The sequence below is a fragment of the Glutamicibacter sp. AOP38-B1-38 genome, assembly GCF_052377485.1.
Taxonomy (GTDB): Bacteria; Actinomycetota; Actinomycetes; order Actinomycetales; family Micrococcaceae; genus Glutamicibacter.
The window spans coordinates 190,644-209,795 of record NZ_JBQSWU010000001.1 but is presented as its reverse complement, the minus strand read 5'-3'; the positions used below and the strand labels follow the sequence as shown (position 1 = coordinate 209,795).

Genomic DNA, 19,152 nt, shown 5'->3' with positions numbered 1-19,152 from the left:
GCTGTTGGGGCTAGCTGCCTGCGCTCATGCTTCGATCAGAGCCAGCAGCGGGCTGACGGCGATTGTGAAGCCGATCAGCGAAACCAGGCGCAAGACCAGACGGATCCGCGATCCGGGCTTAGTGGTCGGGGCCGGCAGCCGGAAACCTTGCTCAACGATCCACGCGGCAAGCACCACGAAGACGCCGCCCAGGGCCAGCTGGGCACCGGGAACCTCGCCGAGCAGCGAGGTAATGCCAATACCAACAATCACACCGAGGCAGGCTTGGAACACTAAGTGAAGTGGTGTTCGGGTGGCCCCGATCTGTGATGTTTTGCGCGTGGCTCCGGGGGATTCGTCCCGATCCTCTTGTGGAATCATTTGTCCTTTGTCCTTTGTGCTTAGTGCGGCCGCCATCGGGTGGCGGCCGGCCCTCTGGGGCGATGGCGCAGAAGTCTGGCTTCACCATCGCTTTCGCGGGCGCAGCTACCGCGGGTCAGCGTGCCGCCCCGTCGCTTTTAGCTCAGTGAGAATGGTTTCGCCGGCATCGGGTGAGCCATCTTGACGGCCTCCACGTTGTCATAGGGCGCGATGCCCACGCTCATCTTGGTGAAGTCCAGCTTCGCGTCACGGATGCACACCTTGACCGCCGCGACGGCAAGCTTTGGTGCCGGTGAGAGTACCCGGATATTCAACTTGCGCGGCGCGAAGTCGCTGGATTCCACGGTGCCAAGTCCCCGCCAGGCGAGGTGTCCGGTCAGTGCTTCGGTCGCCTTCTTCTCCATGTAGCGGTCGCGTTCGGTGCCTTCCACCGTCTTCAGCGCGTACTGCACGATTACCCAGCTCTGTTCCTCGGTAGGGATCTCCGAGAAACCGTCCTCCGCGCAGGTGGCCAGGAATCCGGCGAAGAGTTCGTCGGCGCGTTCGGCCTTCACATCTTGGACCTCGTTGGTCTTTGACATGTGGCCGACGGTGCCGTGGTTGATCACGAACTGTCCGAGTTCCTCGTCCTCAAACTGCTGGTACCAGGCTTCGCGGAACTGCAGTTCGTTCTTCTCGTCAAGACGGTAGGTGCGGATGATCGCCATCGTTTTTCCTCTAGGTAGGTTTGGGTGCTGGGTTCAGTGCGGGAGTTCCGCGACCTTGGCCAGCCAGATCTGTCGGTGTGCGTGGGTGAAGGGCGGCAGGTTCTCGGCGACGTCGTGCATTAGCGTGGCACTGATTTCGCGCATCTGGCGCTGCAGTTCCTCGGGATATTTCATGCTGAGCGCATGCTCCGCGAATTCGTCTTCGTCGTCCAGGAACGTGCCGCGGGTGCGCGATCGGATGACGTCGAGGTCCATGTCCACGGAATTCACTTCCCACCCGCCGCGGCGCAGTGGCTGCCAGCCGATGGAGGTAGCCAGATCGATGTAGACATCAAAGTCATCGGACGCATCTGAATACAGGGTCGCTACCCAGTAACCCCGGTGCGGGATCAGGCACAGCGCGTCGGTAGCCGCCAGATGCGCGGTTCCGGGTCTGGCGACCAAGGAACCGGCCGGCTGGTGCAGCCAATGGCCGTGTTCATCGGAGCCCAGGTAAAAACCGGGGACCACCCAGTGGGCGCTGCCGTCGTATTTCCAGGCGCGACTGACAATCAGCGAGCCGAATTCCACCGATTCCGGGTTCCGCGTTAACCCGGTTGGGAATGGCATCGGTCCGCTCACAGCTTGGGAATCTGCCCGGTGGGAAGATCCTGGCCAGGCAGCGGCCGGGCGAAGGGCACCTTCGTGCCGAGCACCTGGGCCAGCGTGTCGCGGGCTACCTGCTTGGCGGTCAACCCCACGCGTTCGAGCACCTGGGCGCGGCTGCCGTGAGCCAGGAACTCGGTGGGCAGGCCAACCTCGTTCAAGGCCGTGTCGACCCCTGCCGCGCGCATTTCGGTGCGCAGCCGGGAACCGACGCCCCCGGCGCGCACGCCATCTTCGATGCAGACCACGATGCGGTGGCGGGCGGCCAGTGAAACCACCGATGCCGGTACCGGCAGCACCCAGCGCGGGTCGACGACGGAGACCGAAATACCTTGGCTGTTCAGCCGGTGTGCGACGTCCAGGGAGAGCTCGCTCATCGCGCCTACCGAGACGATCAACACATCCGGGGCCGCCCGGTCACCGAGTCGGGCCAGCACGTCCACCCCATCTGGCAAGCGGTCGATCGCCTCGACTTCCTCGCCCACCGAGCCCTTGGAGAAACGCACGACGCTCGGCGCGTCGTCGATGGCCAGCGCTTCGCGCAGTTCTTCGCGCAGCCGCGAGGCATCGCGCGGGGCGGCCAGGTGCAGATTCGGAATGATCTGGGTCAGCGCCATATCCCACATGCCGTGGTGGCTTGGACCGTCGGGTCCGGTGACACCGGCCCGGTCCAGCACGATGGTGACCCCGGCCTTGTGCAGCGCCACGTCCATCAGCAGCTGGTCGAAGGCCCGGTTCAGGAAGGTCGCGTAGACGCAAACTACCGGGTGCAGGCCGCCAAATGCCAGTCCCGCTGCCGCCGTCATGGCATGTTGTTCGGCGATTCCCACGTCGATGACGCGCTCGGGGTACTTGTCGGCCATCTTCTTCAGGCCTACCGGCTGCAGCATGGCCCCGGTGATCGCGACGATATCATCGCGTTCATCCGCCACTACGGCGATTTCATCGCCGAAGACACTGGTCCAGCTCTGCGCTCCCCCGCTGGAGACCGGGGTGCCGGTCTCCGGGTCGATCACGCCCACGGCGTGGAACTGATCCGCCACGTCGGCAATGGCCGGCGCATAGCCGTGGCCCTTTTCGGTCATCGCATGCACCAGCACCGGGCCGCCGAACTGCTTGGCCTGGAGCAATGCTTCTTCTACGGCGCCCTGGTTGTGCCCATCGATGGGACCGATGTATTTCAGTCCCAGATCCTCGAATAAGCCCTGCGGAGCCCACCAGTCCTTGATGCCCTTCTTGGTGGCGTGCAGGGACTTGTAGGCAAAGTTTCCTACGGCCCCCGAGTCTTTGAGCCTGCCCTTGAGCTTGCTCATGGCATCTTCGTAGTACGGGTGGGTACGGAACTTATCCAGCTGCTGGCGCAGGCCCGAGAGCTGGTTGGCGAGTCCACCGATGGTCGGCGCATAAGAGCGTCCATTGTCGTTGACCACGATGATCGCCTTGCGGTCCTTGTCGGCGGCGATATTGTTGACCGCTTCCCAGGCCATGCCACCGGTCAGCGCGCCGTCCCCGACCAGCGCAATCGCGTAGCGCTCGGTGTTATTGCGCAGCTTGTTGGCCCGCGAGATGCCATCGACCCAAGAGAGCGAGGAGGAGGCATGGGAAGACTCGACGATGTCGTGCTCGGACTCTGCGCGGTCCGGATAACCGGCAAGTCCACCTTGCTGACGCAGGGTGGTGAAGTTTTGGCGACCGGTGACGAGCTTATGCACGTAGGACTGGTGACCGGTATCGAAGACGATCGAGTCGGTGGGAGAGTCGAAGACCCGGTGGATGCCCAAGGTCAGTTCGACCACGCCGAGGTTCGGTCCGAGATGGCCACCGGTACGGGCCACGTTGGCAATGAGGAATGCGCGAATTTCCCCCGCGAGGTCCTCTAACTGTTCCAGGGTAAGCGCCCGCAGATCGCTAGGCTTGTTGATGGTCTCCAACAAAGACACTGTCATCCCCTTTTGCTTGTTCGCCCGCTACGGACCGGTCGATCCATCCGAAACTCTTAGTGTAGCTTTCGCAGGACTATTTACATTATCCGTCACCTTTCGGTGAGGTGCGAATTTACCCGCAATGACCTTGGCTACTGTTAGCGGTAGCCCGAATGGCTGGGGCCACCGCCGGTATTTTCAGAATAGTTCCAACGCGTCGCGCAGCATACGGTGCCCCTGGGTTTCAAAGGCCGTGTCGCCGACCTGAAAGGCCCAAACTGCGGTGCCGATCGCCTCGCGCAGTTGCGTGATAGGCCAGCTACGCGGCTCTCGCGGGTCCGTCCCGTAGCCGTGAAAGAACGCTGTCGCTAATTCAGGATGCTCGCGCCACTGCTGGGCCGAGAGCCTGGCCAAATCGCTCTGAGCGGGCCGCAAGGCGAAGCGGCCAAAGTCGATGACCCGCAGTTTCCCTTGTTCGACCACCCAGTTCCGTGGTTGCCAGTCACCGTGTGTGGGCACAACGACGATGGGCGCAGGGCGATAGCCTGTGAAGATCCGACGGGCGGCGGCTAAGGAGGGCGGATCAATCCGGTGCTCTGCCTCCAGCCAGCTCAATCCGCTGGTTATGAAATTCTTTTCGTATCCGTCATCCATTTTGGCGTATTGCCCGTGCAGCAGGCGCAACGCCCGACCGGCCTGTTCGTGTATATCCGGATTATTGGCGCTGGGAGTCTGCTCGCATAAGACACCGGGTAAATAATCCAGGAGCAGCAGACGCTGCGCCCGGTCTTCATGACGCATCGCGGCAGTCAGCCCGTGTTCCAGCAACGGGGCGGTGTAACTTGCGTGGGCCTTGAATTCTCGGCCGAGATGAAGATTCGCCGATCCGGCCGTCTTGAGGATGTAGTCCCGTCCGAGCGAACGAAGACGCAACACGCGCGTGTCCGTCAGGCCCCACGAAAGATCTTCAACCAGCAGCGGACAGTGCAGCCACTGCTCCACCAATGCCGCCTGCGGGCCGGTGAGCAGTCCGCGATGCCAGTTAGCGCTCATAGGTTCAGCTTAGTTCCTTGCCGGAGGGCATTAAATGCCCGAAGGCCCCAAAGCGTTTGCTTTGGGGCCTTCGGGTTGTTCCAGGAACCGGAACCGACTTCAGGTAGAAACCTTAGTTGGAAGCGGCGATCTGGCGCAGGACGTACTGCAGAATGCCACCGTTGCGGTAGTAGTCTGCCTCGCCCGGGGTATCGATGCGCAGGTCGGCGTCGAACTCGGTGACCTTGCCGTCTTCGGCGGTAGCGGTCACCTTCAGGGTCTTCGGGGTGGTGCCGTTGTTCAGCTCGGTCACGCCGGAGATCGAGAAGCTCTCGGTACCGGTCAGACCCAGCGACTCAGCGGACTCGCCCTGTGGGAACTGCAGTGGCAGAACGCCCATGCCGATCAGGTTCGAGCGGTGGATACGCTCGAAGGACTCGGTGATGACGGCCTTGACACCCAGCAGCGCGGTGCCCTTGGCAGCCCAGTCACGCGAGGAGCCCGAACCGTATTCCTTGCCACCAAGCACGACCAGCGGGGTGCCGGCGCTCTTGTAGTTCTCCGCTGCGTCGTATACGTACGACTGCGGAGCGCCGTCCTGGGTGAAGTCGCGGGTGAAGCCACCCTCAACGCCGTCCAGCAGCTCGTTCTTGATGCGGATGTTCGCGAAGGTACCGCGGATCATGACTTCGTGGTTGCCACGGCGTGAGCCGTAGGAGTTGAAGTCCTTGCGATCCACACCGTTGGCGATCAGGTACTGTCCGGCCGGGGTTTCCGACTTGAATGAACCTGCAGGCGAGATGTGGTCGGTGGTGACCGAGTCGCCCAGCTTCAGCAGCACGCGAGCGCCGTCGATGTCGGAGACCGGCTGTGGTTCGGCGGTCATGCCATCGAAGTACGGAGCCTTGCGTGCGTAGGTCGACTTCTCGTCCCACTCGAAGATCGCACCCTCAGGGGTGTCGAGCGCCTTCCAGCGGTCGTCGCCCTCGAAGACACCTTCGTAGCCCTTGGCGAACATGCCTTCGTCGATCGAGGAATCGATGATTTCCTGGACCTCGACAGGCGATGGCCAGATGTCCTTCAGGAAGACGTCGTTGCCCTCGTTGTCCTTGCCCAGGGAATCGGTTTCGAAGTCGAAGTCCATGGTGCCGGCCAGTGCGTAAGCGATGACCAGTGGCGGGGAAGCCAGGTAGTTCATCTTCACGTCTGGGTTGATGCGGCCTTCGAAGTTTCGGTTACCCGAGAGCACCGCGGTGGCTGCGAGGTCATTGGCGTTGATGGCCTCGGAGATCTCTGCATCCAGTGGACCGGAGTTACCGATACAAGTTGCGCAACCGTAGCCTACGACGAAGAAGCCGAGCTTCTCCAGGTATGGCATGAGGCCGGACTTCTCGTAGTACTCGGTGACGACCTTCGAGCCTGGGGCGACCGAGGTCTTGACCCATGGCTTGGAGGCAAGGCCCTTTTCGGCGGCGTTGCGTGCAAGTACCGCTGCAGCAAGCATGACCGAAGGGTTCGAGGTGTTGGTGCACGAAGTGATCGAAGCGATCGAAACCAGACCGTGGTCGATGGTGAACTTCTCGCCATCTTCCTTGGTGACCTCAACTGCGGTCGATGGACGGCCAACACCCTGGGTGTCTTCGGCGTTCGATACGTAGTTGTGGATGTCCTTGCGGAACTGTTCCTTCGAGCCCGATAGCTCGATGCGGTCCTGCGGACGCTTCGGGCCGGCGATCGATGGTACGACGGTGGACAGATCCAACTCGAGGTATTCGCTGAAGCGAATCTCGCGGTTTGGATCGTGCCACATGCCCTGTTCCTTGGCGTATGCCTCGACCAGGTCCACGTTCTCCTGGCTGCGGCCGGTCAGGCGCAGGTAGTCCAAGGTGACGTCGTCGATTGGGAACATTGCGGCGGTCGAGCCGAACTCTGGGGACATGTTGCCGATGGTTGCACGGTTAGCCAGCGGCACTGCTGCCACGCCTTCGCCGTAGAACTCAACGAACTTGCCAACCACGCCGTGCTTACGCAGCATTTCGGTGATGGTCAGCACCACGTCGGTTGCGGTTGCGCCGGCTGGGATCGAGCCAGCGAGCTTGAAGCCGACAACGCGAGGGATCAGCATGGACACTGGCTGGCCGAGCATTGCTGCCTCGGCCTCGATGCCGCCAACGCCCCAGCCCAGCACGCCCATGCCATTGACCATGGTGGTGTGCGAGTCGGTGCCGACGCAGGTGTCCGGGTAGGCACGAAGCACGCCGTTGACCTCACGGGTCATCACGGTGCGAGCCAGGAACTCGATGTTGACCTGGTGCACGATACCGGTGCCCGGTGGGACGACCTTGAAGTCGTCAAATGCGGTCTGGCCCCAACGCAGGAACTGGTAACGCTCGCCATTGCGCTGGTATTCGATTTCCATGTTGCGCTCGACGGCGCCGGCGAAACCGAAGGTGTCGATCTGCACGGAGTGGTCGATGACCATTTCGGCAGGTGCCAGCGGGTTCACGCGGGTAGGATCGCCGCCGAGTTCCTGTACGGCTTCACGCATCGTGGCAAGGTCAACGATGCAAGGCACACCGGTGAAGTCCTGCATCAGGACGCGCGCCGGGGTGAACTGGATTTCGGTATTCGGCTGAGCCGATGCATCCCACTGGCCCAGGGCCTTGACGTGATCTGCGGTGATGTTCGCGCCATCTTCGGTGCGAAGCAGGTTCTCCAGAAGAACCTTCAAGCTGTAGGGAAGGCTGTCTGAGCCTTCGACCTTGTTCAGTCGGTAAATTTCGTATTCGGTTCCCTTGACGTCAAGTACGCCTTTGGCACCGAAACTGTCCACTTTACTCATTGGGACTCCTCTCGCCAGACACTCATTCTTTATGCATACGTAAACATAATTCCAGTTAGGCGTTCCTAACTGAGTTAGTCATGCTTGTATCGCTGCAGTGCTAAAAACAGTCTATCCGTTCCTGAAAGAAAATGCCGGATCCGCAGAAAGTTACCCGCAAATTCGTGTTCCAGCGGACGCAAACCATCGTTTAGCGGCGCACAAACAGGCCTATCGATTCCATATGGTGAGTATGCGGGTATAAATCGTGAATCTCCATGTGATCTAATTCGTAGCCACGTGCCATCAAACGAGCCGTATCACGGGCAAAAGCAGCCGGGTCGCAGGAGACGTAACAAATGCGTGGAACACCGCTTGCTGCCAGTTCCGCGGCGGACTGTTTGTCCAAACCGGTGCGCGGAGGATCGAGAACAACCGCACCCAGATCTGCTTCGCGAGCCAGCTGGCGCATCAGCCGTTCCACGCGTCCACGGGTCACCGTCACCTGACGCACCTCGGCCAGGTTCTTTTTCGCATCCGCATGAGTTCCTGGCGCACCTTCGATGCTGAACACTCGTCCGTGCTGACCCACAGCTTCCGCCAGGGGCAGCGAGAACAAGCCCGCACCGGCATAGAGGTCGGCAATGACCTCGCCCGGTTCCGGCTGGGTCAGGTCCAGCACTCGTTCGGTCAATAACGTGGCCGCCTGACGGTGCACCTGCCAGAATCCCTCGCCGGTGATCCGGAAAGTCTTGCCAAGCACCTTTTCGGTCAACCAGCTGTTGCCCACAATGGTCTGCAGCTCGCCCTTGCCATCGGCGGCAGAACCACCGATCTGGCTGAACGCCGCAACGTTCACCCCTTCGGGCAGCTGCTGCGCCACCCGCTTTGCGGCACCCGGACGCAGCTCCGAGAGCAAGACCAGAACGGTTGAGTCATCCTCGCTGGAGACCGCCGCCTCCACCCGGTCAATCCCTGTGAAATCCACCGAATACAAGCCGATGGCCTCGATTCCCGGATGCGCCAAGGGCATTTGGCTGATTGCGGTGAGTTCGTTGCTGCGAAAACCGCTCATCGCCAGCCGCCCGTCTTCGGTGACCGAGTACGACATCCTGGTACGCCAGCCCAGACCGGTGGAGTCGCCCGCAACGGCCTGTACCGCCGGGAAGTTATAGTCTTCCGCCTTCAAGCCGCCTAAGCGAGTCAGCTGTTCGGCAGCCACCTGGGCTTTGAGCTCGCGCTGGTAGTCCAGGGACATATGTCCGAATTCCGCTCCCCCAACCGGGTCACGGTACTTCAACGCGTCGGCCTGTTCCCAGACGTGCGACACCCGGTGCTCGCTCGCTTCGAGCACCTCAACGACGTCGGCACGCCAGAACTTGGCGCTCTCGCCCGAATCGGTCAGGCGTACATTGACCAGTTCGCCGGGGATGCCGTGGCGGACGAAAATTACCCGCCCTTCATGGCGAGCTACGGTGTGTCCACCATGGGCAATCGAACCTAACCGCAGCTGCAGGGTTTCGGTGGCGTTCATAAAAGTTATCCTTCGTGAGGTGTTGAATGCCGGTGTGCCGAGGATTCCTCGGTCGGGCCACCGATCAGTGCTTCGGATGAGCTCAGCAGGCGCCAAGGCACCGAAGCGATGAGCACTCCAGGTTCGTAGTGCAGGCGGTTCTTCACTCGCTGCGCGGTCTGGTTATGCACCAGCTGTTCCCACCAGTGCCCGACCACATATTCGGGAATGTAAACAACGATGAGGTCGCGGGGAGATTCACGCTTGATCGACCGAATATGTTCGATTAGCGGTCCGGCAATTTCGCGATAGGGCGAAGCAAGCGCGGTGATCGGCACGGGAATGCGCAAACGGTCCCAGTCGGCCAACGTATGCTCGGTCTTCTCCGCTTCGATATCCACGATGATCGCTTCTAATTTGGAGGGGCGTGAGGCTCTCGCGAAAGCGAGCGCACGCAGCACCGGTTTGCGCACCGTGGACACCAGCACCAGGGCATGGACTCGGGCTGGCAACGCGGTCGCCGAATGCTCGTCGGAGACCGCCAGTTCGTCGTCAACCTGCTGATAGTGACGCTGCAGGGACTCCATGATCAAGGTCAGCGCCACAATGCCGAGCACCGCAAGCCAGGCGCCGTGAACGAATCGGGTCGCGAGCACAACCACCAGCACCAGCAGCGAAAGAATCAACCCGATCAGGTTCAGTAGGCGCTTGCGTTGCTTTGCGGCGCGTACCTTGCGATCGGTGACGGTGATCAACACGCGAGACCAGTGCTTGAGCATCCCGAGCTGGCTGAGCGTGAAGGAAACGAACACCCCGACCACGTAGAGCTGCACCAGAATCGTCACATCACCGCTGAACAGCAAGATCAGCACGATCGCAGCGGCGCCGAGGGAAAGGATTCCGTTCGAGAAACCCAAGCGGTCGCCACGGGTGCGTAGCTGACGCGGCAGGTAGCCATCGCCAGCCAAATGGCTGGCGAGGTTGGGGAATGAATTAAATGCCTGGTTGCCTGCGAGCAGCAAGACTGCGATGGTCAGCAGGGACACCACAACGGTACCGAGGAAGAAGTCTCCGAAGACGGCTTGGGCCAACTGCCCCAAGACCGGGACTTGCACGTAATTTTGCGAGATTGGCTGGCCGGCGAGCATCAATGAGGCCTGCGGATCGGCGACGACCTTGATTCCCGTGGCTCGCGCGAGCATCAGCGTTCCAAGCGTGAGCACCCCGGAGAGCAGACCCATCACCAACAGAATGCGCCCGGCGTTCCGGGCACGGGGCTTGCGCAGGTGATGCACATTTGAAATGGGCACTTCGATACCGGTCAGCGCCGCCGAACCGGTGGAGAAGGCGCGCAAGATCAGCAAGGCGCCAAATACGCCGTGCATGCCGGTCTCAAATTCCTGTTCCGGAACAATGTTGAACTCCGCGCTCGGCGCCAGCCCCAGGTTTCCGGTCAGCGCCAGAACCCCGCCGATGGCGATCATTGCCAGCATTCCGCCGGCGAATAGGTACACCGGGATGGCCAGGGACCAACGCCCCTGTCCGCGACCGCGGAGGTTCGCGACGACCAAGAATGCCACGATCGCCGAGGCCACCCAGGCCCGATGCTCTTCCAAAGCAGGGAAAACGCCCGAGAGGTACTGTGCGGCCGAAGAGCTGGACACCGCAACGGTGAGCACGAAGTCAACCAGGAGGGCCGAGGCCACGGTCGTCCCGGAGCGCGGCCCGAGGTTTTTCCGGACGATCTCATAGTCGCCGCCGCCCGAGGGGTAGGCCTCCACGGATTGCCGGTAGGACAGCACGAGGACTAGCAGCACGACAAGTACCGCCACGCCTACCGCCGGCGAGAGCATTGTCGCGGCAATGCCCGCCATGGCTAGGGTCAGCAGAATTTCGTCCGGCGCATAAGCCAAAGAAGATAGCGCGCTGGAAGAGAAGATCGGCTGGGCGATCTTAGGTGGGAGCGGCCTACGTTTGAGCTGTTCGGTGCTAAACGGCCGGCCCACGAGGATCCTTTTAAGACCATCAAATAAAGCAGGCACGAGATAACGTTATCGCAGGGCGCGCCATAGGCAGTACCCTCGTCTCAGGCGCGTGGTTCGCGGCGCGCTATTGTTACTTGCGTGGCTGTGAACTGCGCAGCACGCAGAAGTTGCACTGGTGGCAAGGAAACAAGGAGTTGGCGGTGGCGCACTTTGTGATCATGGGTTGCGGACGCGTAGGCGTTGCGCTGGCCCATACGCTAGACGAAGCCGGACATTCGGTGGCGGTCATCGACCAGAATCCTGAGGCTTTCCGCCGGCTGGGACAAGAATTCTCGGGAACCAAGGTTGTCGGATTGGGCTTTGACCGGGACACCCTGGTGGAGGCGAAAATTGACGAGGCCTATGCCTTTGCGGCCGTTTCCAGCGGTGATAATTCCAACATTCTCGCCACTCGCGTGGCCCGGGAAAACTACAACGTGCCGCATGTGGTGGCGCGAATCTACGACCCGGGACGCGCCGAGATCTATCAACGCTTGGGAATCCCCACGGTGGCAGCGGTCCGCTGGAGCACCGATCAGGTCCTGCGGCGCATCCTTCCCGAGTATTCCATCCGTGGCGATTACCGCGAGCCCTCGGGACGACTGATGCTTACCGAAGTGGCCTTGCATCGAGGCTGGTACGGGCACCTGGTCAAGGAGCTCGAAGAAGCGGCCGGGGTTCGGGTCGCCTACCTGACCCGTTTCGGCGAAGGAACCATCCCAGAAAGCCGCACACGGCTCCAAGGCGGTGACTTGGTCCATGTCATGATGCGCCTTGAAAAAAGCAAAGATGTGGAAAAAGTCCTTGCCAACGCGCCGATTCCCGTCAGCGACTGAACGAGAGAGCTAAACACGTGAAAGTAATGATTGCCGGGGCCGGATCCGTTGGTTCGTCTATCGCCCGTGAGCTTGTACTGAATTCCCATCAGGTGCTCATTGTCGATCCGAAGGCCGAGATGGCTGACCGCGAAGATCTGGAAAACGTCCAGTGGCTCATCGGAGACGCCTGCGAACTCGCGGTCTTGCAACGAGCCAAGCTCGAAGAATTCGATGTGGTCGTCTCGGCCACCGGCGATGACAAAGTCAACCTGGTGGTCTCGTTGCTGGCCAAAAGCGAATTTGGTGTGCGTCGAACCGTGGGGCGCGTAAACCACCCCAAGAACGAATGGATGTTTGACGACGCCTGGGGCGTGGATGTGGCGGTGAGCACCCCACGGCTGATGACTGCCCTAGTCGAGGAGGCGGTAGAAGTTGGAGACTTGGTACGGCTGCTGACGCTCAAAAGCGGTGAGGTGCATATGGTCGAATTCACCGTGCCGCACGACTCGGCACTGATTGGACGCACCCTGGGACGTGTCACCTGGCCTCAAGACACCACCATCGTGGCGGTGGTGCGTGATAAGGCGCCGTTCCCGCCCAGCGATGATGATGTGATCGAGGGCGGAGACGAAATCTTCTTCATCACCACTCCCGAGGCTGAAAGCCCGTTGCGGCGCACCCTGCGCGGAGCGGCCCGTTAGTTCTGCTGCCGAGGCTGCTCCGGCTGAATGTCCTTGGCCGGACGGGATACCAGCCAGGCGAACCAGAGCCCAGCGGCATACAGTGGGGCGCCCATCAGCGCGCGGGCAAGGCCCAGGGCCACCACATTGTCGGCGAAGTACATCGGCAGCTGCACCGCGAGGCGTGCAATGAATACACCGATGATGATCCACGTCGCGACGCTGTAGCGGCGCAACCTTGCCGGCTGGGTACGCCAAGCGGTTCCCTCGTTGCGGATGAATCCGAAGAGCACCCCGGCCAGTGGCCATCTGGCGATGATCGAAATCAGCAGTGCGAGCAGATAACCGGCGCCGATGAAGAAGCCTGGAACATAGTAGTCCTTGGCTTCACCGGTGGCACGAGCCGCGAAGGCGCAGATCAGAATCCCGATGAGTCCGCTGGCGGCCTGCATCAGCGATGACTTCTTCGCTAGGCGCACGATCATGAACAGCACACCGAGCCCGATCGAGGCGATCAACGCCCACGAAAGCTCTAGGCTGAGCGCGTACACCATGACGAAGACGAAACCCGGAAGCACCGTCTCAACGATGCCGCGGGGACCGCCAACGCTGGCGATGACATCGATCCCGCCATCGGCATTTTGCGCCAGCTTTGCGTTCTGTCCGAGATTCGAAGCGAACGAGTGCTCCTTGTGGCGTTGCGGCTCGTTCAGCTGTTCTTCGTTGTTCATGCTTCTCACTTCTGCCTCGGTCACGGTGCGGGACCTGCATATACGGCAACTATAGAACCCACAACCTAGCGGCGGTTGACCGGAACGATCAGGTACCGCGGGTTGAAGATGCTGGGGACGTGATCCACCAGCGCAACCATGCCCGCATATTTGATTTTTACTCCGGGTTTAATCCCGGGTACCTGCTTTTGGCCCATGAACAGCAGCTTTACATGCGGAACGGTGCCACGGCGCCCACCAACTCCAGCCAGCCGGTCCACCACGACGGCGGTCAGACGCGGTGGCGTGTTGGGGGCCGAGTAGCTGACCGACTGGATGTACCCGAGGTGCTCCACTCGCCCCTTTACCGGCAACTCGGACAGGGACTCCAAACGCAGATGTGCCGGCCTGACTTCCCTGCTGCCAAGGTGGGCCTCCAAAGGGCCGGGCTCGCAGGACATGCCATTAGCCGATCTGGGTAATTTCAGGGCCACGTTCCGGACGGGTGATTCCCGGCTCAGCTGTCTCGGCTTCAGGTGTCTCGGCGCGGGTTGTGGCATTGCTCGGCACGTTCAGTGGAAGTAGCTCCGCCGGCGGTAGCGGCTTGTCGCCGCGGTTGATCACGACGCTACGCAGCAGTTCATCAACGATCTTGGTAGCTTCCTCATCGGCAATTGCGGCGCCGCCAACGACAGCGCGCAGGAACCAACGCGGACCGTCGACGCCCACGAAACGCAGGGCGACGTGTCCGGCACGTCCGTCCGGCAGTTGCTGCGGAACCTTGGCGAGAAGCTCTTCGCCATATTCTCCCTCGCGGGTGAAGATCTCACCCTTCTGTCCGTGGATGTCGCCGGTGATCTTTTCACGGATACCGGGCCACAAGGAGTCCGACTTCGAGGCAGCGAAAGCCATCAGTTGAACGCGCGATTCGGCGATCTCCAGCGAAACCGCCACAACCCGCTGATTCGCCTGTTCGACATCCATGCGCACCTTCATGCCAGGGATCGGCTTGACGAGAATCGAACCAAAGTCGAGGTAGCTATCGGTTTCGGGCACGTCGCTGATGTCGAATGGGCCGCTGGTAGAGGTGGGCTCCGGAGTGCTTTCCTCGACGGTTGGCTCTTCGACCGGCTGTTCTACCGACTTCTTACGCTTGAAAAACATGATGTCCTTAAAGTTTTGCGCTCTTACACCAAGGGTACTTACTTAGCGTTGAATCCGCCTGTTGAACCGAAACCGCCGGTACCGCGAGACGTCTCGTCGAGGGACTCGACCTGCTCAAAATGGGCTAGTTCGACTTTCTGGATAACCAGCTGGGCGATACGATCGCCGCGGCGAACTTCAAAGGCATTGGAGTTGTCCGTGTTCAACAGTGTGACCATGATCTCGCCACGGTATCCGGCATCAACAGTACCCGGTGCGTTGACGACGGTAATACCGTGCTTCGCGGCCAAACCACTTCGCGGATGAACGAGGCCGACATATCCGTGCGGAAGTGCCAAGGCGAGCCCGGTAGGGATCAGTGCGCGTTCCCCCGGCTGGAGCACTACGTCACCACGGGCATGCAGATCAGCACCTGCATCAGAAGGGTGAGCGTAGCTGGGGGCCGGGAGCTGCGGATCGAGCATCTTGATTCTGATTGAAATCGTGGGCTCATTCATGAGTTTTTCTAATCTCCCGGTAAATCGATTGGTCGTTTTCCACCTGTCCAACTCTATCGCGCGCCGCCAAACGGTTGCGCCAGTGAATCCGAGCGGTTATTCAACTCCGAAAAATTGCCTAAACTGGTTGGTATGAGTACTCCCAGCCCAGAGGCTTCAAATGTTCTATTTCGTGAAAAGCTATGGCCTTCGGTCGGCACATGGATTTGGCCTTTACTAATCGCGATCACCGCCGGCATAGCGGTCGCCCCGATCAGTGTCCCTTGGGGTATAGCCATCGGGCTCTTTGTCTTGGTCGGCATCGCAGTGATCTTCTTGCTTAAGGTCCCTACCCTGGAAGTCACCGAAGAGAGTCTCACCGTGGGCCGCGCTACCATTGAGCGAAAATTCGTCGGCGAGGCGATCGGCTATCGCGGCGAAGAAGCATTTAAGCAGCGTGGCCAGAAGCTGCATGGACTAGCATTCATGAACTTGCGCGGCTGGCTCGATGCGGTAGTTCGCATGGAGGTCACCGACCCGCGTGATGAGACCCCCTACTGGATCACTTCCACCCGTCGCCCCGAAGAGCTCACCGCGGCTCTGGGCGGTGTGATGTATGAATTCACCGAGGAGGCTCAGCGTGAATCCACAGCACAGGAGGCCAAAGAGGCAACCCAGTTTCGCGCTCCGGAATCTACCGAAGAACAGTCCTAACCCGTAGCCCCAAAAAGTTTATTTCTTGCATCGAGTGTTGGGGCTTAGCCCTCACACTCGGTGCAATATTTTTGTCCTTGATCTTCGCGGGCAAGCTGGGAACGGTGGCGCACCATGAAGCACGAGGCACAGGTGAATTCGTCGGCTTGCTCCGGAATGATGTCCACATTTGCTTCGTCTTGACCGGCTTCTCCCCCGGGCAAAACATAGGCTTCGGCAAGCTCGGCTTCGCTTTCATCGATCAGGTTCGCGGTCGCGGCGGTGCCCAATTTTTTCGCTGCGGCCAGCTGCTCGGCGCGGGACTGGTCTTGGCTGGTCTCACGTGAGGCAACATTTTCGTTGGCCATGATCGTATTTCACTCTTTTCCGCTGGCGGTAATCTCGATACGTGGCACTTGTTGGTAAACACCAGTACCGGCCTAAAAGTATAACGTTGAACTGCGCCGAACATTCCCGCCAGTGACACATCAGCCACAAAGTGATATGAACTTGCGAGTATTCTTGCGCCACACCCGGGGCGGTAATAGGAAATCAGGGTCATAAGTGGCAGAGTTTCACTCAGGAAATAGACCGTGTGGAGGGTAGTAATGCGTCAGCTGAGACTGGTAGGAATTCATGAAAATGGTTCCAGCCTGCAGGTCAGCAGCGACGATGGGATGAGCTTTGAGCTTTCCGTCGACGATGCGCTGCGCAGTGCAATGGCCGAAATCGCCCGAGCTCGGGCGCCGCGAAACCGCGATGAGTCTTCGGTTCATTCGCCGCGTGAGATCCAGGCACGAGTACGTGCTGGAGCTTCCGCTTACGATCTGTCCTTGGAATGGAATGTTCCGGTTGAACAGATCGTCAAGTATGAAGGCCCAGTGTTAGCAGAACGTGAGCACATCGCTGAATTGGCTCGTCGGGTAGAGGTTTCCGGGCCCCAAACCGATGCCGAGTACCGCGAGATTTTCGGTGAAGAACCGGCGGACCTTGGTTCGATGGTGACACATCGTTTGCACCAGCTCAATATCGACGCCGAACACGCACGCTGGAACTCTTGGAAGGACCCTGAGGGCCAGTGGATCGTAACGGTGGAGTTTGATTCTCCGTTGCCATCAGAAAACGTCGAGTCGCTGGCCAACGGTTCGGCGGACGGCAAGGAAAATGTCGCCAAGTGGGCTTTCACCCCGGCGCGCAAGTCCTTGAAGAACCTTAATCGTTGGGCGCAAACGCTCAGCGAGCAGCAGGCACCAGAGTATTTTCGTCCCATCGCAGCCGTAGGTCAGGCCGAGCAGCCGGCCACACCAATTGGCAGCGCAGACAATAACGACTCCGAAGAATTAGTCAGCTTGCTCAATTCCCGTCGTGGCCAGCGTGCCCCGGAGGATCCTGCGAAGGATGACCGGTTGAACGAGATTATTGAACGCAGCATGAGCAAGTATGAGAACGACGATGAGGAGTCATTCCCCCATCTGTCGCAAGGCATCTCATCTCGGACTTCGCAGTTGACGGTAGTCACCGACAGGGAAGACTCCAACGACGCAAGCCAGGAACCCGAACTTTCTGCCGAGGATTCCTCCCCGCGCAAGCCGAAGCGTTCTTCGGTTCCAAGCTGGGATGACATCATGTTTGGAAAGCGCAAGAAGGACACCGACTCTTAAACGAGCCGCTTCCGCACAAAGCTAGAGGCACTGCACAAAAGTTTTCAACTTTGTGCAGTGCCTCTAGCTTTACTGGTCTGAAATCGACTTTTCAGCGAATTACTTGGTGCGATGCGTAAACAGCGGCACGAAGCGCTCACCGGCGGTCAGCGAGCCATGCTGGCCAATCATGTCAAAGGCCATCGGAGCCACCCGCCGCCCATCGTAGAACGCGATCGCTTCGGCTGCCATGATGATCAAGTCGCCCATGCGAGCGGCATGGGCATCAGGGATCTTGCCGAAGTACCCTAGATCGATCGCTTCCTCGCGGCTGAGCACCCAGGCCTTCGAGCCGTAGGCCCGTTGCCATGCGTCGCGTACCTGCTGGCGTTGCCCGTCGCTGGTCGCCGCGGCAAAAGTTAAATGCACGCCGCGCGGTTCCCCACTGGTGAGCTCGACTCCCTCGATGAGTTCCGGTTCGAGGCTGAAATCGATGCGCTGTGATTCAGGGACGTCGACCATTCCGTGGTCACCGGTGATCAGCACGGTGGTCTCTTCCGGCAATCGGGAGACCAGCGATTTGATGACGTAGTCAATTTCTTCGAGGGTGTCGCGCCACTGGCTGGAATCCACACCGAATTTGTGGCCGACTTTATCTAGTTCATTAAAGTAGGTATACACCAGTGCGTTGCGGTGGCTGGCAAAAACTTCTTGAGTGGCCCGGGCCCGTGCGGTAATTTGTTTTGCCGCCACAAATTTCGGTCCGCGCAAGGCGGCACGGGTCAATGCAGAATTCGCAAAGAGGGGCAATGAAACCGAAGCAACATGGATGCCGTGTTCATGGACTCGCTCAAATACCGTGGGAACGGTCTGCCAGGATTCTGGCTTCAGGTCCGCGGGCCAGCCGCCAAGTTGGTTAACTACTCGCCGGCGCTCGGGATCGACCACGTCATAGCCGAGCATGCCATGCTCGCCAGGTGCCACACCTGTGGCCAGGCTGGTCAGGCTCGTCGCGGTCGTCGAAGGAAAACCGGTGCCCAGCTTCTGCGCTCGCTCAAAGAGTGAACGTAGGAATGGGGCGTGCGCCGCGTGAGATTTGAACTGATTCCAACCCAGCCCATCAACCATGATCATGCTGACCCGTTTAGTGGGTTTCAGCCCCAGCGGATTCAGGTAGCCGGGAACGCCTAGTGCGTGGGCGGCGGAAGGGAGGATTTCCGACAGTGTCGTTTTCCCGTAGGCAGGGGCCGCAGGCAGGGCCTGCGGCGGCGTAGGCAAAGCGGGGTCACTCAAAATTTGGCTCATACGCAATCAGATAGTTTCTTGTCGCAAACGCACCGCGAACTCGCGTGCCTTGTTGACCGCGCGCTGCCCGTCGGCCTCTGCGCTAACCCGAATCACCAAGTCCTCGGGTTGCGCGGTTCCGTTCAGCCCATGATCTGCATCGCACTGCGGATCGGTGCAGGGAGCAGGGGCGAGGTCGATTCGGCTCGTCCCGTTCCATGACATGCCGAAGGTCAACTCACGCACCTCATCACCTGTGCGGTAATGCTGTGGCTGGTGATAGACATAATTGGTAGCGACCGAGGCGATACGTCGCAAAGAGATCATTTCGGTCGAGACCTGAGCCACGACATTATTGCCGTGGTCATCGAGCTGCTGATCGTCTACGTGGATGATGAACAAGACTTTTTCGCTGAGCACCAAGACCGTGATGTGGCGGTGCACTTCGGTGTGGTCGAAGTGCGTCTCCAGATGGACATAGTGGTCAAGCACCGGTTGGGACATCATTGCTTCGGCTAGGACGTCCTGCACCATCTGCGGGTAGAAGCCGGCCCTGACCAGGTCGTGCTGCAATTCAGCACCAGCGGTAGTGGAATACGTTGGTGAGTTCATAACCTAATTCTACCGAGTGCAACGGACCAATTCATCCAAGCCACCCCTCAG

General features: G+C 60.1%; 19 protein-coding genes. 4 read left to right on the top strand and 15 right to left on the bottom strand.

What is annotated here, in order from left to right:
* Positions 1-24 precede the first annotated feature (24 nt).
* The 8 genes from ACT3TP_RS00910 to ACT3TP_RS00875 form a co-directional block, all read right to left on the bottom strand.
* Positions 25-360, bottom strand: coding sequence for a hypothetical protein (locus ACT3TP_RS00910; RefSeq protein ID WP_444618839.1), 336 nt, complete (start codon positions 358-360; stop codon positions 25-27).
* Positions 361-497: 137 nt separating this feature from the next.
* Positions 498-1,067: a hypothetical protein gene (locus tag ACT3TP_RS00905; protein WP_096286379.1), complete on the bottom strand. Its 570-nt coding sequence runs from the start codon at positions 1,065-1,067 to the stop codon at positions 498-500.
* A 33-nt stretch (positions 1,068-1,100) separates the two neighbouring features.
* Positions 1,101-1,676, bottom strand: a complete 576-nt coding sequence (locus tag ACT3TP_RS00900) for a DUF402 domain-containing protein (RefSeq protein ID WP_444618837.1) — start codon at positions 1,674-1,676, stop codon at positions 1,101-1,103.
* 8 nt (positions 1,677-1,684) lie between these two features.
* Positions 1,685-3,652: a 1-deoxy-D-xylulose-5-phosphate synthase gene (gene dxs, locus ACT3TP_RS00895; RefSeq protein WP_096286513.1), complete on the bottom strand. Its 1,968-nt coding sequence runs from the start codon at positions 3,650-3,652 to the stop codon at positions 1,685-1,687.
* A gap of 180 nt (positions 3,653-3,832) precedes the next feature.
* Positions 3,833-4,687, bottom strand: coding sequence for a phosphotransferase family protein (locus ACT3TP_RS00890; protein ID WP_444618835.1), 855 nt, complete (start codon positions 4,685-4,687; stop codon positions 3,833-3,835).
* A 112-nt stretch (positions 4,688-4,799) separates the two neighbouring features.
* Positions 4,800-7,508 (bottom strand): aconitate hydratase AcnA, encoded by a 2,709-nt coding sequence (acnA, locus tag ACT3TP_RS00885; RefSeq protein ID WP_444618833.1) that lies wholly within the window; start codon positions 7,506-7,508, stop codon positions 4,800-4,802.
* A gap of 190 nt (positions 7,509-7,698) precedes the next feature.
* Positions 7,699-9,021 carry a class I SAM-dependent RNA methyltransferase gene (locus ACT3TP_RS00880; RefSeq protein WP_096286385.1) on the bottom strand — a complete coding sequence of 441 codons (1,323 nt, stop codon included), beginning with the start codon at positions 9,019-9,021 and terminating at the stop codon, positions 7,699-7,701.
* A 5-nt stretch (positions 9,022-9,026) separates the two neighbouring features.
* Positions 9,027-11,042, bottom strand: coding sequence for an APC family permease (locus tag ACT3TP_RS00875; protein WP_444618831.1), 2,016 nt, complete (start codon positions 11,040-11,042; stop codon positions 9,027-9,029).
* 143 nt (positions 11,043-11,185) lie between these two features.
* On the opposite strand from ACT3TP_RS00875, the gene ACT3TP_RS00870 reads away from it, so the two are divergent.
* Positions 11,186-11,860 carry a potassium channel family protein gene (locus ACT3TP_RS00870; RefSeq protein WP_444618829.1) on the top strand — a complete coding sequence of 225 codons (675 nt, stop codon included), beginning with the start codon at positions 11,186-11,188 and terminating at the stop codon, positions 11,858-11,860.
* Between the two features lie 17 nt (positions 11,861-11,877).
* Positions 11,878-12,543 carry a potassium channel family protein gene (locus tag ACT3TP_RS00865; RefSeq protein ID WP_096286387.1) on the top strand — a complete coding sequence of 222 codons (666 nt, stop codon included), beginning with the start codon at positions 11,878-11,880 and terminating at the stop codon, positions 12,541-12,543.
* Here the strand turns inward: ACT3TP_RS00865 and ACT3TP_RS00860 are convergent.
* The 4 genes from ACT3TP_RS00860 to dut all read right to left on the bottom strand — a co-directional run bounded on the left by ACT3TP_RS00860 (position 12,540) and on the right by dut (position 14,893).
* Positions 12,540-13,253 carry a DUF3159 domain-containing protein gene (locus ACT3TP_RS00860; protein WP_444618827.1) on the bottom strand — a complete coding sequence of 238 codons (714 nt, stop codon included), beginning with the start codon at positions 13,251-13,253 and terminating at the stop codon, positions 12,540-12,542. The genes ACT3TP_RS00865 and ACT3TP_RS00860 overlap by 4 nt on opposite strands.
* A 65-nt stretch (positions 13,254-13,318) precedes the next feature.
* Complete coding sequence (locus tag ACT3TP_RS00855; RefSeq protein ID WP_096286391.1) at positions 13,319-13,693, bottom strand: hypothetical protein; 375 nt, start codon at positions 13,691-13,693, stop codon at positions 13,319-13,321.
* A 4-nt stretch (positions 13,694-13,697) separates the two neighbouring features.
* Positions 13,698-14,396 carry a DUF3710 domain-containing protein gene (locus ACT3TP_RS00850; RefSeq protein ID WP_096286393.1) on the bottom strand — a complete coding sequence of 233 codons (699 nt, stop codon included), beginning with the start codon at positions 14,394-14,396 and terminating at the stop codon, positions 13,698-13,700.
* 38 nt (positions 14,397-14,434) lie between these two features.
* Positions 14,435-14,893: a dUTP diphosphatase gene (gene dut, locus ACT3TP_RS00845; protein WP_096286395.1), complete on the bottom strand. Its 459-nt coding sequence runs from the start codon at positions 14,891-14,893 to the stop codon at positions 14,435-14,437.
* A 132-nt stretch (positions 14,894-15,025) separates the two neighbouring features.
* Here dut and ACT3TP_RS00840 point away from each other — a divergent pair, with 132 nt between their 5' ends.
* Positions 15,026-15,586, top strand: coding sequence for a DUF3093 domain-containing protein (locus ACT3TP_RS00840; RefSeq protein WP_096286397.1), 561 nt, complete (start codon positions 15,026-15,028; stop codon positions 15,584-15,586).
* A 44-nt stretch (positions 15,587-15,630) separates the two neighbouring features.
* On the opposite strand, the gene ACT3TP_RS00835 is transcribed toward ACT3TP_RS00840, so the two are convergent.
* Positions 15,631-15,933, bottom strand: a complete 303-nt coding sequence (locus ACT3TP_RS00835) for a DUF4193 family protein (protein ID WP_096286399.1) — start codon at positions 15,931-15,933, stop codon at positions 15,631-15,633.
* A 240-nt stretch (positions 15,934-16,173) separates the two neighbouring features.
* Here ACT3TP_RS00835 and sepH point away from each other — a divergent pair, with 240 nt between their 5' ends.
* Complete coding sequence (gene sepH / locus ACT3TP_RS00830) at positions 16,174-17,226, top strand: septation protein SepH (protein WP_096286401.1); 1,053 nt, start codon at positions 16,174-16,176, stop codon at positions 17,224-17,226.
* Positions 17,227-17,325: 99 nt separating this feature from the next.
* Here the strand turns inward: sepH and ACT3TP_RS00825 are convergent, their stop codons facing one another.
* A complete protein-coding gene (locus ACT3TP_RS00825; protein ID WP_444618825.1) occupies positions 17,326-18,498 on the bottom strand; it encodes an alkaline phosphatase family protein in 1,173 nt (390 codons plus the stop codon).
* Positions 18,499-18,516: 18 nt separating this feature from the next.
* On the bottom strand, positions 18,517-19,101 hold the full coding sequence (locus ACT3TP_RS00820) for a DUF5998 family protein (protein ID WP_096286405.1): 585 nt from the start codon (positions 19,099-19,101) through the stop codon (positions 18,517-18,519).
* Positions 19,102-19,152: the final 51 nt, after the last annotated feature.

Excerpts from the sequence above, each read along its gene's own strand:
- ACT3TP_RS00860 (WP_444618827.1), bottom strand. The coding sequence starts at position 13,253 with ATGAACAACGAAGAACAGCTGAACGAGCCGCAACGCCACAAGGAGCAC.
- ACT3TP_RS00820 (WP_096286405.1), bottom strand. The coding sequence starts at position 19,101 with ATGAACTCACCAACGTATTCCACTACCGCTGGTGCTGAATTGCAGCAC.
- ACT3TP_RS00835 (WP_096286399.1), bottom strand. The coding sequence starts at position 15,933 with ATGGCCAACGAAAATGTTGCCTCACGTGAGACCAGCCAAGACCAGTCC.
- dut (WP_096286395.1), bottom strand. The coding sequence starts at position 14,893 with ATGAATGAGCCCACGATTTCAATCAGAATCAAGATGCTCGATCCGCAG.
- acnA (WP_444618833.1), bottom strand. The coding sequence starts at position 7,508 with ATGAGTAAAGTGGACAGTTTCGGTGCCAAAGGCGTACTTGACGTCAAG.
- ACT3TP_RS00890 (WP_444618835.1), bottom strand. The coding sequence starts at position 4,687 with ATGAGCGCTAACTGGCATCGCGGACTGCTCACCGGCCCGCAGGCGGCA.
- ACT3TP_RS00880 (WP_096286385.1), bottom strand. The coding sequence starts at position 9,021 with ATGAACGCCACCGAAACCCTGCAGCTGCGGTTAGGTTCGATTGCCCAT.
- ACT3TP_RS00905 (WP_096286379.1), bottom strand. The coding sequence starts at position 1,067 with ATGGCGATCATCCGCACCTACCGTCTTGACGAGAAGAACGAACTGCAG.
- ACT3TP_RS00900 (WP_444618837.1), bottom strand. The coding sequence starts at position 1,676 with ATGCCATTCCCAACCGGGTTAACGCGGAACCCGGAATCGGTGGAATTC.
- ACT3TP_RS00855 (WP_096286391.1), bottom strand. The coding sequence starts at position 13,693 with ATGTCCTGCGAGCCCGGCCCTTTGGAGGCCCACCTTGGCAGCAGGGAA.
- ACT3TP_RS00840 (WP_096286397.1), top strand. The coding sequence starts at position 15,026 with ATGAGTACTCCCAGCCCAGAGGCTTCAAATGTTCTATTTCGTGAAAAG.
- ACT3TP_RS00850 (WP_096286393.1), bottom strand. The coding sequence starts at position 14,396 with ATGTTTTTCAAGCGTAAGAAGTCGGTAGAACAGCCGGTCGAAGAGCCA.
- ACT3TP_RS00910 (WP_444618839.1), bottom strand. The coding sequence starts at position 360 with ATGATTCCACAAGAGGATCGGGACGAATCCCCCGGAGCCACGCGCAAA.
- sepH (WP_096286401.1), top strand. The coding sequence starts at position 16,174 with ATGCGTCAGCTGAGACTGGTAGGAATTCATGAAAATGGTTCCAGCCTG.